Source organism: Microbacterium sp. R86528 (genome assembly GCF_044596335.1).
Taxonomy (GTDB): domain Bacteria; phylum Actinomycetota; class Actinomycetes; order Actinomycetales; family Microbacteriaceae; genus Microbacterium; species Microbacterium marmarense.
This window is the reverse complement of record NZ_CP138996.1, coordinates 580748-593461: the sequence shown is the minus strand read 5'-3', so window position 1 is coordinate 593461 and position 12714 is coordinate 580748. Positions and strand designations below refer to the sequence as shown.

General features: G+C 63.2%; 11 protein-coding genes. 3 read left to right on the top strand and 8 right to left on the bottom strand.

Features of this window, described 5'->3' with window-relative positions; translation table 11 throughout:
• Nucleotide 1: 1 nt before the first annotated feature.
• The 7 genes from SJY18_RS02920 to SJY18_RS02890 all read right to left on the bottom strand — a co-directional run bounded on the left by SJY18_RS02920 (nt 2) and on the right by SJY18_RS02890 (nt 8047).
• Nucleotides 2-838 (bottom strand): shikimate dehydrogenase, encoded by an 837-nt coding sequence (locus SJY18_RS02920; protein WP_396668328.1) that lies wholly within the window; start codon nt 836-838, stop codon nt 2-4.
• Nucleotides 832-2295, bottom strand: coding sequence for an endolytic transglycosylase MltG (mltG, locus tag SJY18_RS02915; RefSeq protein ID WP_396668327.1), 1464 nt, complete (start codon nt 2293-2295; stop codon nt 832-834). Before mltG ends, SJY18_RS02920 begins: the two co-directional genes overlap by 7 nt.
• 1 nt (nt 2296) lies before the next feature.
• On the bottom strand, nt 2297-2764 hold the full coding sequence (gene ruvX / locus SJY18_RS02910; RefSeq protein WP_337337914.1) for a Holliday junction resolvase RuvX: 468 nt from the start codon (nt 2762-2764) through the stop codon (nt 2297-2299).
• Nucleotides 2761-5418 carry an alanine--tRNA ligase gene (alaS, locus tag SJY18_RS02905; protein ID WP_396668326.1) on the bottom strand — a complete coding sequence of 886 codons (2658 nt, stop codon included), beginning with the start codon at nt 5416-5418 and terminating at the stop codon, nt 2761-2763. The genes ruvX and alaS overlap by 4 nt, the downstream gene beginning before the upstream one ends.
• Nucleotides 5419-5489: 71 nt before the next feature.
• The gene (locus SJY18_RS02900; protein WP_337337916.1) at nt 5490-5774 is read right to left on the bottom strand and encodes an ATPase; all 285 of its coding nucleotides are present in this window, start codon (nt 5772-5774) and stop codon (nt 5490-5492) included.
• Nucleotides 5775-5885: 111 nt separating this feature from the next.
• Nucleotides 5886-6515, bottom strand: coding sequence for a 30S ribosomal protein S4 (gene rpsD / locus SJY18_RS02895; RefSeq protein WP_337337917.1), 630 nt, complete (start codon nt 6513-6515; stop codon nt 5886-5888).
• Nucleotides 6516-6703: 188 nt separating this feature from the next.
• Nucleotides 6704-8047, bottom strand: coding sequence for a replication-associated recombination protein A (locus SJY18_RS02890; protein WP_396668325.1), 1344 nt, complete (start codon nt 8045-8047; stop codon nt 6704-6706).
• A gap of 109 nt (nt 8048-8156) precedes the next feature.
• On the opposite strand from SJY18_RS02890, the gene SJY18_RS02885 reads away from it, so the two are divergent.
• The 3 genes from SJY18_RS02885 (at nt 8157) to SJY18_RS02875 (ending at nt 10444) form a co-directional block, all read left to right on the top strand.
• Nucleotides 8157-8468, top strand: coding sequence for a dioxygenase (locus tag SJY18_RS02885; protein WP_396668324.1), 312 nt, complete (start codon nt 8157-8159; stop codon nt 8466-8468).
• Between the two features lie 87 nt (nt 8469-8555).
• Nucleotides 8556-9827, top strand: a complete 1272-nt coding sequence (locus tag SJY18_RS02880) for a DUF349 domain-containing protein (protein ID WP_396668323.1) — start codon at nt 8556-8558, stop codon at nt 9825-9827.
• A gap of 77 nt (nt 9828-9904) precedes the next feature.
• Nucleotides 9905-10444 (top strand): type IV toxin-antitoxin system AbiEi family antitoxin, encoded by a 540-nt coding sequence (locus SJY18_RS02875; RefSeq protein ID WP_396668322.1) that lies wholly within the window; start codon nt 9905-9907, stop codon nt 10442-10444.
• Here SJY18_RS02875 and SJY18_RS02870 read toward each other — a convergent pair.
• Nucleotides 10441-12690: a bifunctional (p)ppGpp synthetase/guanosine-3',5'-bis(diphosphate) 3'-pyrophosphohydrolase gene (locus SJY18_RS02870; RefSeq protein ID WP_337337922.1), complete on the bottom strand. Its 2250-nt coding sequence runs from the start codon at nt 12688-12690 to the stop codon at nt 10441-10443. The two genes, SJY18_RS02875 and SJY18_RS02870, sit on opposite strands and share 4 nt — an antisense overlap.
• Between the last annotated feature and the right edge of the window lie 24 nt (nt 12691-12714).

Sequence of the window (12714 nt, the reverse complement as noted above, 5' to 3'; positions counted from 1 at the left end):
TCTAGTCTCCCATGAGCGTCGCGCGCATTTCGGCGACGACGCTCAATTCGTTCTCGAGCGGCACGTCGATCTCGTCCGATGTGAATACCCGCACCTGCAGAACCGCTTGATGCAAGAGCATGCCGAGCCCTGATGACGCGGTGTGTCCAGCTCGGACCCAGGCGGCAGACAGCGGGGTCGGCCAGTTTCCGTATACGACATCGCAAAGGTGTCCGCCAGATTCTGCGAGAGCGTCAGAGCGAGCTTCGCTGAGCACTGTCTCGCCGGGCAGTGTGGCGATCGTCACGGTGGCAGCGTTGAATCGTTCGGCGTTGAATCCCACACCCTCGACCTGCATGCCGAGCTTCTCGCCAAGAGCTCGCAACGGCAGCACGGATTCCGGGCGGCGCGCCACGATCTGCACGTCTCGCGCATCGAGCTCGCTGAGAGCGATGAGCGCAGATGTCGCGGTGGCGCCAGCTCCGATGATTCGAGCGGTAGGCGCCGCAGCTACCCCGTCTTCGCGAAGTGCGCGCACCAGGCCGCCGACATCGGTGTTGAATGCGCGAGGACCGTCTGACGTGAGCAGGAGGGTGTTCGATACGCCGGCGAGGGCAGAGTGGCGATCGTGGCTGACGGCACAGTTGAACGCTTCAGTCTTGAGGGGCATCGTCAGCGACAGCCCGCGCCAGTGCTCGTCGAGGCTGGCGAGGGCAGCTGTGAACTCTCGCTCGTTGACGCGACGACGTCCGTAGTCCCAGTTCAGGCCGAGCGTTCGGTATGCCGCCCGATGAAGTCTTGGCGAGCGGCTGTGCTCGATAGGGTCGCCCCATACCGCGAGCTGGGCAGACGTCAGCACCCGGCGTCCGGGTTCTCAGAGCACCACGACAACCAGTCGTTCACGGCCGCGTTGTGATCGTTGAGGTTCGTGGTGAACGTCGTTTCACCCGTATTGAGGTTCACTGTCACGAAGTAGAGCCAGTCGCCTTCGGCGGGGTCCATCGCGGCGGCGATCGCGACATCGCCGGGGTTTGCGATCGGGCCCACAGGCAGCCCAGGGTTCACATAGGTGTTCCACGGGTTGTCATCGTACTGAGCGTCCGCTGACGTGCTTGCCGTGCCGTCGTCTTCGCCGAAGCCGTACTGGGCGGTCGAGTCCATCTGCAGGTACCCGAAGGTCTCTTGGTTGTCGGCCTGCAGCCGATTCTCGATCACCGTTGCAACCTTGCGCATGTCTTCTTCGTAGCGCGCTTCGCGCTGGATGATCGACGCGATCGTGAGGATCTCTTGGCGCTGGTCAACCGGCACCTCTGCGGCATCCAATGAGGTGATCGTTCGGTTGACGAGCCTTTGGATCACTTCTTCGGCGGTCACACCCGGATCGAACGAGTATGTGGCAGGAAAGAGCCAGCCTTCGAGGGTGTCGGCTTCGACCCCGTAGTCAGCAGGGTTCTTCACCGCAGCTTCGAGGTCTTCAAGCGGCAATCCGATGCCTTCTGCGAGCAGGGGCAGCGAGTCGTCGACCGTGAGACCCTCGCGAAGTTGTGCAGAGTTCTCCATCTTGTTCTCGGGATTCATCAGCGCGGCGAGTGCGGCTTCAGACGTCATCTGCTGCTGCATCGCGAACACACCGGGAACGAAATTGGGGTTCTGGCCGGTGTCGATCAGATAGTCGTAGAACGCCTCAGGCGTCTTGGTGACTCCGGCGTCATACAGCGACTGCGAGATAGGCGAACCGGTATCTCCTTCTGAGATGGTGACGAACGTCTCGCCCGTCGCGAGACCCTCCTCATAGTCCTGTGGCTCTTCCCAGCCCATGACCTCGCGGATCTGACTTTCGTATGTACTCCAGACATACCAGGTGGCGACGGCTGCTCCTCCGATGAGGAGCAGAAAGACCGCGAGAGCTATCCACCCGCCGATGCGGCGTTTGCGCCGGTTGCCTGGCGGCGGAGGCGTTCCCAGCGCATCAGCGGTCGCTTCTGCGCTGAACAGATCATCGAGCGTAGCGGTTGAGGCGCGCGGTGTCGGGTCGGTTGGGTTTTGCGCGGATGAGGTGCGAGCGGATGCTGCGTTGCCCGCGCGGTTGTACGACGGCGACGCGGTGGGACGTGTCGCGGGTGTGCCGAAGATCCACGAGTCGTCCGAGCTGTTCGATTCCGTTGATGCGCGCACAGGTGCCGCGGTCGGTGGCGGTTCGGGTGCGCCATCGGGAGCCTTCGCGGGCGCGGCCTCGCGGGCTGCCGCTTCGCGCGCGGCGCGTCGCGAAACGGGCGCAGCGCCGTCGGCGGGACCGGGCGTCGGGGTATCGGACATGTCAGGCGGGCTCCTGAGAGAGGGGGGTTCCAGGGGATCGCCCGGTGTTCTTCTCAACGTCGAGAGCCTGTTGCAACAGGACGACCGCGGCGACCTGATCAACAATGTTACGAGATGAACGCTGTGATCTGCCCGAACTGCGCAGGGCCGCGTGGGCCGAGACCGTTGACAACCGTTCGTCAACGAGCCGCACGGGGCGCTCTGACACCTGCGCAAGCGCTGCCGCGAACTCCCTCGCGTCTGTCGTTGATTGCGTATCGGTGCCTTGCATGTTCAACGGCAAGCCGACCAGAATCTCGAGCGCGTCGTACTCAGCGGCGATTGCTGCCACTCGCGCCACGCTCTGCTGCTCGCGGGCAACCGTTTCTACCGGAACGGCAAGCATTCCGTCAGGATCGCATCGTGCCACGCCGACTCGGGCACGCCCGACGTCGACGCCGATGCGCACGCCACGCCGAAAGCCGTTCACGCCTCGAGCGCCGCCGAAATCGCTGCGAACGCCGCAGGCAGAGCAGCAACGTCAGTGCCGCCACCCTGCGCAACATCATCGCGTCCGCCGCCACCACCACCGAGTACGGCGGAGGCAGTCTTTACGAGTGCACCCGCTTTTGCACCAGCGCGTCGAGCCGAATCGTTGGTCGCGACGATGACGATCGGCCGACCAGAGATCTCGGCGCCCAGGGCGACGACGGCTGCGCGATCTCCCAGACGCTCCCGGACCTGAAGCGCGACAGCACGAACATCGTCTGCCGAAGCTGCACTGCCGAGAGAAGATGCGACCACGGTGTACTCGCCGACGCTATTGGCCGCGGCGACGAGGGCTGGCAATTGGTCGCCCAACGCCTTGGACTCGAACGCAGCGATCTTCTTTTCGGCTGCTTTGAGGTTTGCCGTCAGCTCAGCGATCTTTGCGGGCAGACCTTCGCGCGGCGTCTTCAACGTTGTGGTGAGCTGCGATACCAGGGCGCGCTCTGCCGCCATGGATCGGAAGGCGTCCAAACCGACGAGCGCCTCAACGCGACGGTTTGACGCCCCGACCGATGACTCTCCCACGAGATTGATGATGCCAATCTCCGCGCTGGAAGCGACGTGCGTGCCACCGCAGAGCTCTCGCGACCAGGGACCACCGATGTCGACCATGCGAACAGTGTCGCCGTACTTCTCGCCGAAGAGCGCCATTGCGCCGAGAGCCTTCGCATCGTCCAGCGCCAGGACGTGCGTGGTGACTTCGAGATTGTCGTGCACCGCGTTGTTGGCGATCTCTTCGATCTCGGTCTTCGTTTCTTCAGAGAGCGCTTGGCCCCACCTGAAGTCGAAGCGCATGTAGCCTGCGCGGTTAAGAGAGCCCGACTGGGCGGCAGACTTGCCGAGGGTGTCGCGCAGCGCCGCGTGAACCAAGTGCGTGGCGGAGTGCGCCTGCTGCCCAGCACGACGATTCGCGGCGTCAACCACAGAGGTCGCAGCTTGCCCGATTCCTACTTCGCCCGAGCTCACCTGCACGGTGTGGCTGATGAGGCCGGCAACGGGGCGCTGCACATCGAGAACTTCGAGCTCGAATCCGGGGCCGACGATGAGGCCCTTGTCGGCGACCTGGCCGCCAGACTCCGCATAGAGAGCGGTTTCGGCAAGGATCACCTCGGCTATCTGCCCGACGGCGGCGCTCGTGACCGGCAGCCCATCGACGAGCAGTCCGAGCACCCGCGACTCAGTTTCGAGGTCGGAGTAGCCGGTGAAGATCGTCTCACCCTGCGAACGGAAGTCGCGGTAGACGCTGAGATCGGCCAGCTGACGCTTGCGCGACTTTGCATCGGCCTTGGCGCGAGCGCGCTGCTCTTGCATCAGCGTGTCAAACGCGGCGCGATCGACGCTGAGCCCGGCCTCTTCGGCGATCTCTAGCGTCAGGTCGATGGGAAAGCCGTAGGTGTCGTGCAGCAGAAACGCCTCATCGCCTGCGAGGCGTGAGCCGCCAGCATCCTTCGTCAAAGCCAGCGCATCGTCGAGAATCACCGAACCGGCCGCGAGCGTGCGCAGGAACGTCTGCTCCTCTGCATAGGCATAGGCAGAGAGGCGGTCGTACTCGTCACCGACTATGGGGTACGCCTCTTGCATCGCATCCCGCGAGGCGGTGAACAGGTCGGGGAATGTCGCCCCCTCTACGCCGAGGAGGCGCATCGAGCGGATGGCACGCCGCATGAGGCGGCGCAGAATATAGCCGCGGCCCTCATTCGACGGGGTGACGCCGTCGGCCAGCAACATCAGTGATGAGCGCACGTGGTCGGCCACGATGCGAAAGCGCACATCGTCTTCGTGCACGGCGCCATAGGTCTTGCCGCTCAGCTCGACAGCCTTGTCGAGAACAGGGCGAACCTGGTCGGTCTCATACATATTGTCGACGCCCTGCTTGATGAACGCGACGCGCTCAAGCCCCATGCCGGTGTCGATGTTCTTGTTGGGCAATTCGCCGATGATGTCGAAGTCGATCTTCGATCGCACATTGTGAATCGCATACTGCATGAAGACCAGATTCCAGATCTCCACGTAGCGGTCGTCGTCAGTGGCGGGGCCACCATCAATGCCATAGTCGGGGCCGCGGTCGAAGAAGATCTCTGAGCACGGGCCGGCAGGGCCGGGCACACCGGTGCTCCAGTAGTTGGTGTCTTTGCCGAGACGCTGGATGCGCTCGTCTGGCAAGCCCGCGATTCTCTGCCAGAGTCCGAACGCTTCGTCGTCGTCTTCGTAGACCGTGACCCAGAGGTCCTTGGGATCAAAGCCGAACTTTCCGTCGTCTTCAGAGCCGGTGAGCAAGTCCCACGCGAAGGTGATCGCGCCCTCTTTGAAGTAATCGCCGAAAGACCAGTTGCCCAGCATCTGGAAGAAGGTGCCGTGTCGAGGCGTCTTGCCGACCTCTTCGATGTCGTTCGTGCGGATGCATTTCTGCACATCTGCGGCGCTCGGGTAGGGCGCGGGCACTACGCCGCTGAGATACGGAATGAAAGGCACCATGCCAGCGACGGTGAACAGCAGTGTCGGGTCATCACTGACAAGAGACGCGCTCGGAACGATCGTGTGACCCTTCTTTTCGAAGTAGTCCAGATAGCGCTTCGCGATTTCGGCAGTCTTCATCGGGGTCCTCGTCATTCAGCGCGCCCGAATCGGTCCTGGTCGGAGCCGGGGCGCGAAGGTTGGGCAGCGTGTCAGTCGCGGATCTTGTCGGCGATGGCGGCCGCGGAATCGGCGGCGTCGGATGCCGCTGCGATGGCAGCCTCAGCGCCCGCAGCTGCGGCGTCTTTCACATCGTCTACGAGCCCGGTGAAGCGGGACTCTTGTTCACGGTAGGCGTCGCTCATGCGATCAGTGAACTCGGTGATACGAGCGTCAACGTCGGTGAGCACCTCGTGGCCACGCGGGTCTTTGTTGACCAAATGCGCCAAGACGAATCCACCGGCGACACCCGTCAGAAACCACAGGAACTTTCTCATGTCACCACTCTCTCGTGGGCCGCACATGCACGGCCTCCCCCATCGTAGGCGCAAACGAAGAAGGGCGCCGGAATTGCCCGGCACCCTTCTCGCTACAGCTTGCTTTGTTGCTTAGCGCGCTGCGTAGTACTCAACGACGAGCTGAACGTCGCACACGACCGGAACCTCGGCGCGCTTCGGGCGACGCTCAAGGCGTGCCTGCAGCTTGTCGAGTTCAACCTCGAGGTAGCCGGGAACGGGAGGCAGAACCTCGGCGTGACCGCCGGCTGCTGCAACCTGGAAGGGCTCGGTGCCCTCGCTCTTGGCCTTGACGTGGATGGTCTGTCCCGGCTTTACGCGGAACGACGGGCGGTCTACGGGCTGGCCGTCGACGAGAATGTGGCGGTGCACAACGAGCTGGCGTGCCTGCGCGGTGGTGCGGGCGAAACCCGAACGGAGCACGAGAGCGTCCAGACGCATTTCGAGCAGCTCGACCAGGTTCTCACCGGTCAGGCCGTCCTTGCGGCGGGCTTCGTTGAACGTGTTGCGCATCTGCTTCTCGCGAATGCCGTACTGCTCGCGCAAGCGCTGCTTCTCACGCAGACGAACGGCGTAGTCGCTGTCCTGCTTGCGCTTGGTGCGGCCGTGCTCACCCGGAGCGTAGGGACGCTTCTCGAGGTAGCGGGCAGCCTTGGGGGTCAGCGCGATACCGAGTGCGCGTGAGAGGCGGACCTTGCGGCGGTCCTGGGACTTCGTGGTCACGAAGGTGTCCTTCCGATGACGTGGCCGCGTCTTTCGCAGCTCACGGACGTATCGCCCATTCCCGCCATTCGGCGCGCACGTCGGGGCGAACCGGTGGTTTTGTGGGGAGTGGGGATGCCCGAAAACTGTGTTTCGAGCCGGTCTACCTTATCAGAGAAGCCCAGAGGGATTTCTGAGTGGATGCTGCGCTATTGCCGGTCCGACAGAATTCGCCGAATCTTCTCGAGCCGCGCCTGCACATCGCGCTCCGCACCGTGGTTGGTGGGCTCGTAGTACCGCTTGCCCACGAGCTCATCTGGCAGGTACTGCTGGGGCACCACGCCGATCTCAGCATCGTGCGGGTAGCGATATCCCTTTCCGTGCCCGAGCCGCTTCGCGCCGGCGTAGTGCGCGTCTCTGAGTGGCACGGGAACACGACCGAATCCGCCAGCGCGCACGTCAGCAATCGCCGCGTCGATCGCCACGTATGCGGCATTGGATTTGGCAGTCGTCGCGAGGTAAGCGGTTGCTTCCGCGAGCGGAATGCGACCTTCCGGCATACCGATGAATTGCACAGCATCGGCGGCCGCTACCGCGATGGTGAGCGCCTGTGGGTCAGCAAGGCCGATGTCTTCGGCTGCCGAGACAATCAAGCGCCGAGAGATGAACCGAGGGTCCTCTCCCGCTTCGATCATTCGTGCGAGGTAATGAATCGACGCATCCACATCAGAGCCGCGGATCGACTTGATGAACGCGCTGATTACGTCGTAGTGCTCGTCGCCTTGGCGGTCGTAGCGCAATAATGCCCGATCCACGGCCAACGACACATGCTCGGCGGTGATCAGCGGCGCGGAGGCATCGTCGCCCGCGTCGCCCGCGGGTTCGGCCAGCGACGCAGCGGCTTCGAGTGATGTCAGCGCGCGACGCGCATCACCCGAGGCGAGCTGAATGAGCGCAGCGCGTGCGGCGGGCTCGAGGGTTGCAGAATCCGCGAGCCCGCGAGGGTCTGACACGGCGCGGTCGAGCAGCGTTGCGATGTCTTCATCGGTGAGTGGCTGCAGAGTGAGCAGCAACGATCGCGAAAGCAACGGCGAGATGACCGAGAATGACGGATTCTCTGTCGTCGCAGCAATGAGCACGACCCAGCCGTTCTCTACTCCTGGAAGCAGCGCGTCTTGCTGCGCCTTTGTGAAGCGATGAATCTCGTCGAGGAACAGGATTGTTGACTGGTCGTAGAGGTCACGCTGGGTGAGCGCCTCTTGCATCACCTCTCGCACGTCTCGTACGCCCGCGGTGACTGCCGACAGCTCGACGAAACGCCGACCCGAGGTTCGGGCAATTGCTTGCGCCAACGTGGTCTTGCCGGTGCCGGGCGGCCCCCACAAGATGACAGAGGTGCCCGCCCTGGTGGCTGCACCCGGATCAGCGAGGGCTACCAACGGTGAGCCTTTTCGCAACAAGTGGCCCTGCCCCGCGACCTCGCTGAGCGAGGTGGGACGCATGCGCACCGCAAGGGGGGTCTGCCCCTGGAAGAGTGCGCTGGGAGTGGTCACCTTCCCAGGCTAATGCGCGAGTTGACCGTGCTCGGCGGTTTGGCTGTGAGCGAAGCCGCGCCGTAGGATCAACCCGGCCCGGGCATCGACCCGGAGTGAGGGAGGTTCCGTGGCCGCTGGTGGCAAGGATCGCGAAACACGCGAGTCCCGTGAACGTGCGCGTCGTTATTTGGCGCGCCAGCAATATCAGGCGGGCCTCAGCACGCGGCGGACGCGCGACAACGTTGTTGCAGCCGTGGTCGGTGGATTACTCATCGTCGCAGCCTTCGTCGCGCAGTCGTTGTACTTCACTACGGGTCCGGGCGCCCCGGAGCCCGTGCCCACTCCCGTCGTCACATCCACTCCCACGCCCACTGCGGAGCCTACGGCCGAGCCGTCTGAGAGCGTTGAGCCCAACCCGACCGAGACGCCGGAACCCTGACGCGTAGCGAATCTCCCGAAAGAGCGGTCCTGGCGTACTAGGCTTGGGAGCCGTCCATCCCCCACAGGCGGCGTATGCCGCGATGAGGTGCATTCCGTGACTGCCGCAGCAGATTCAACTCCCGAACCGACAACAAGCGAGCCCTGGGGCCGCGTCGACGACGATGGCACGGTCTCCGTGCGCGAAGCCGACGGATGGCGGGTCGTGGGTCAATACCCCGACGGTTCGCCCGAGGAAGCACTCGGCTACTTTGAGCGAAAGTATGCCGATCTGGCCAGCGAGGTCGGCCTGCTTGAAGTGCGACACCGTCGCGCGGGGGCGTCTGCCGCCGACCTTCGTGGCGCGGCCCGCACTGTCAGCGGCAAGCTCAAGAACGCCGCGGCCGTGGGCGATCTGGCCGCTTTGGAAGCACGAGTGGCTGCGCTCAACGTGCAGCTGGCAGCAGAGTCTGAGACCGAGGCTGTCGCCGCCCGCGAGGCGGTTGATGAGGCGATTGCCGTGCGTACGACGCTGGTCGAAAAAGCTGAGGCTCTCGCCGCTCGTGATCCCAAGACCGTGCAGTGGAAGCAAGCCTCCGCTGAGCTCGCCGAGATGTTCGATCAGTGGCAAGCTCAGCAGCAGAGCGGTCCACGTCTGCCGAAGTCGACGGCCCAACAGCTTTGGAAGCGGTTTCGCGATGCGCGCGCCACGGTCGACAAGCACCGTCGGGAGTTCTATGCCGAGCTGGACAGTGCGCACAAGGTAGTTCGCGACCAGAAGACCCGACTCGTAGAGAAGGCAGAAGCACTCGCGCCGAAGGGCGAAGACGGAATCGCTTCGTACCGTGAGCTTCTTGACCAGTGGAAGAGCGCAGGTCGTGCTGGCAAAAAGGTCGACGATGCTCTGTGGGCTAGGTTCAAGGCCGCGGGTGACGCGCTCTACGGTGCCCGCATTGAGCGAGAAGCAGCGGAGAACGAGGCCTCAGTCGAGAAGATCGCCGCTAAGCGTGAGCTTCTCGAAGAGGCCAAAGCCGTCGCTGACGAGCGTGTCATCGCCAAGGCACGCACTCTGTTGACCAGCATTCAACGCCGTTGGGACGAGATCGGTCGCATCTTTCCACGCGATACCGAACGTGGACTCGATGACAGCTTGCGCAAGATCGAAACGGCACTGCGCACCCGTGAGGACGCTGACTGGAAGAGCAACAACCCAGAGACGAAGGCTCGCGCCAACGACATGACGCGTCAGCTCACCGATGCGATCGAAAAGCTTGAGGAAGAGCTCGAGGCTGCGAAGAAGTCTAGCGACAAGCGCGCAATTGCTGCGGCTACCGATGCGCTCGAAGCTCGCCGCACCTGGTTGAAGGCGCTCGGCGGATAGCGAACGTCCGGGACTGATCTGTCCACAGATCGCCCCGCAAGCGCTTCTGGACGCGACACGTCGGGCACGATGCCGGTATGGCATCGCCGTTTCTCTACTTTCCCGATGATCGCTTGTCTCTCGCAGAGCTGACGGCAGCGTGCCTCGATGGCGACCTCGTCGAACTTGGCCCGGCTTTCATGCCCGCGGATGCCGTTGAGACCTCCGCGTTGCGCGCGGGCTCGATGCAATTGCTGCTCGGCGGTTCGCTGGCGGCGACGCATCTGAGCGCCGCATGGATCTACGGAACGCGCCACAACCCACCTCTCCGCCACAACGTGCAGCGGGCCGTACCGCAGCGGCGCAACCGACTCCCCGCGCGAAGCGTGATCTACCGTGACGTCCAGCTGCCCGGACCAGATCTGCAACGTATCGGCGGCGTGTGGGTCACCTCGCCCGCGCGCACGGTTGGAGACCTCGCCCGCACGCATGACGAAGAGTACCGAGCTACGGCCAGGCAGATGGTCGCCTATGATCTGCCGTTGCTGCGAGCGAGCATCCGCCAGCTGGAGGCGAGCACACTGCCGCACAAGCACGAGGCGCTTGCTCTCTTGTGTCAGCAAGACGTTGCCGGCTAAGAGGATTTGACCCGATACACGTCGTAAACAGCATCGATTCGACGTACCGCATTGAGGACGCGGTCGAGGTGCACAATATCTCCCATCTCGAACACGAACTTGCTGATGGCGAGTTGGTGCTTCGAGGTCGCGACCGTAGCCGAGAGGATATTCACATGGTGCTCACTGAGCACGCGCGTGACGTCACTGAGCAGTCCCGAGCGATCAAGAGCTTCCACTTGGATCTGCACCATGAAGATGCTCTTCGTTGACGGGGCCCACTCGACGTCGATCATTCGCTCGGGCTCGTCGCGCAGCGCGCTCACGTTGGTGCAATCGTCGCGATGCACCGACACTCCGCTCCCCCGAGTGACAAAACCGAGAATCGCGTCCCCGGGAACCGGGGTGCAGCACTTTGCCAATTTCACGAGGATGTCGGGTGCCCCACGAACGAGGACTCCAGAGTCTCCGGTGCGAGGCTGGCGGGCACGACCGAGCGGAAGATCAATGGGGCCAGTGTTGGTATCTTCTTCGGCGCTCACCAGCGCAGTGACCTTTTCAATCACCGACTGGGTGGAGATGTGCCCCTCGCCTACGGCGGCGTAAAGGGCCGAGACATCTTCGAAGCGCAGCTGTCGGGCTACCTCGGTGAACGAATCCTGGCTCATGAGGCGCTGAAGCGGCAGGTTCTGACGTCTCATCGCACGAGCGATGCCCTCTTTGCCCTGCTCTACCGCTTCTTCGCGGCGCTCTTTCGTGAACCATCCGCGGATCTTGCTGCGTGCTCTGGTGCTCTTGACGAAGCTCAGCCAGTCCTGGCTCGGACTCGCGTCAGGGTTCTTCGAGGTGAACACTTCGACGACATCGCCGCTCTTCAGCTCAGACTCGAGGGGAACCAGCCGACCGTTGACCTTTGCTCCCATCGTGCGATGACCAACTTCGGTGTGCACGGCATAGGCGAAGTCGACAGGTGTGGCACTCGCGGGCAGACCGATCACACGTCCCTTAGGCGTGAAGACGTAAACCTCTTTGGCGCCGATCTCAAACCGGAGCGAATCGAGGAACTCGCCAGGATCGGCGGTCTCAGCCTGCCAATCCGAGATGTGCGCGAGCCACGCCATATCGGTGTCGTTCGCTTTGACATCGAACTTGCCGCCGGCGATCTGCTCTTTGTACTTCCAGTGCGCCGCGACACCGTACTCAGCCTGCTGATGCATCTCGTGCGTGCGAATCTGGATCTCCACGGTGCGGCCGCCGGGTCCGATCACCGTGGTGTGAAGCGACTGATAGAGGTTGAACTTCGGCGTGGCGATGTAGTCCTTGAACCGGCCAGGCAGCGGAGTCCAACGCGCGTGAATCGAGCCGAGCACGGCATAGCAATCGCGCACACTGCCGACCAGAATGCGAATGCCGATCAGGTCGTAGATGTCGTCGAACTCGCGACCGCGCACCACCATCTTCTGGTACACCGAGTACAGCTGTTTGGGACGACCCATTACGCGTCCGCGAATGCGCAGTTCACGCAGGTCGGAGTCAACAGCGTTGATGACGTTCTGCACGTACTGCTCTCGCTGTGGCGTGCGCTGGGTGACCAAGCTGTTGATCTCGGCAAAGATCTTTGGATGCAGCACAGCGAACGAAAGGTCTTCCAGCTCTGACTTGATTGCCTGGATGCCGAGCCGGTGCGCGAGCGGAGCGAAAATCTCGAGCGTCTCAGTCGCTTTCTTCGCTGCTTTCTCTGGGGGCACAAAACCCCACGTGCGTGCGTTGTGAAGTCGGTCGGCGAGTTTGATCAGCAGAACGCGAATGTCTCGTGACATCGCCACGATCATCTTGCGAACGGTTTCAGCCTGTGCGGAGTCGCCGTACTTGACCTTGTCGAGCTTCGTCACACCGTCGACGAGCATGGCGACTTCGTCACCGAACTCTGCGGTCAGCTCGTCCAGCCCATACGACGTGTCTTCGACAGTGTCATGCAGCAGGGCTGCGGCGATGGCCCTGGGTCCCAGCCCGAGGTCTGCGAGAATCTGCGCCACCGCGAGAGGGTGGGTGATGTAGGGCTCGCCGCTTTGACGCGTCTGCCCGGTATGAGCCCGCTCGGCGACCGAATAGGCGCGCTCGATAATCGACAGGTCGCCTTTGGGGTGGTGTGTGCGCACCGTCCGCAGCAGTTGCTCGACGTCGTCTCGGCGCGCGGAACGCGAAAAAATGCGCGGAACCAGGCGACGCAGTGAAGACGGCGGCGCAGGAGGAGAAGTCTCTGCCACTAGATCTCTCCCCTCTGCTGAGTG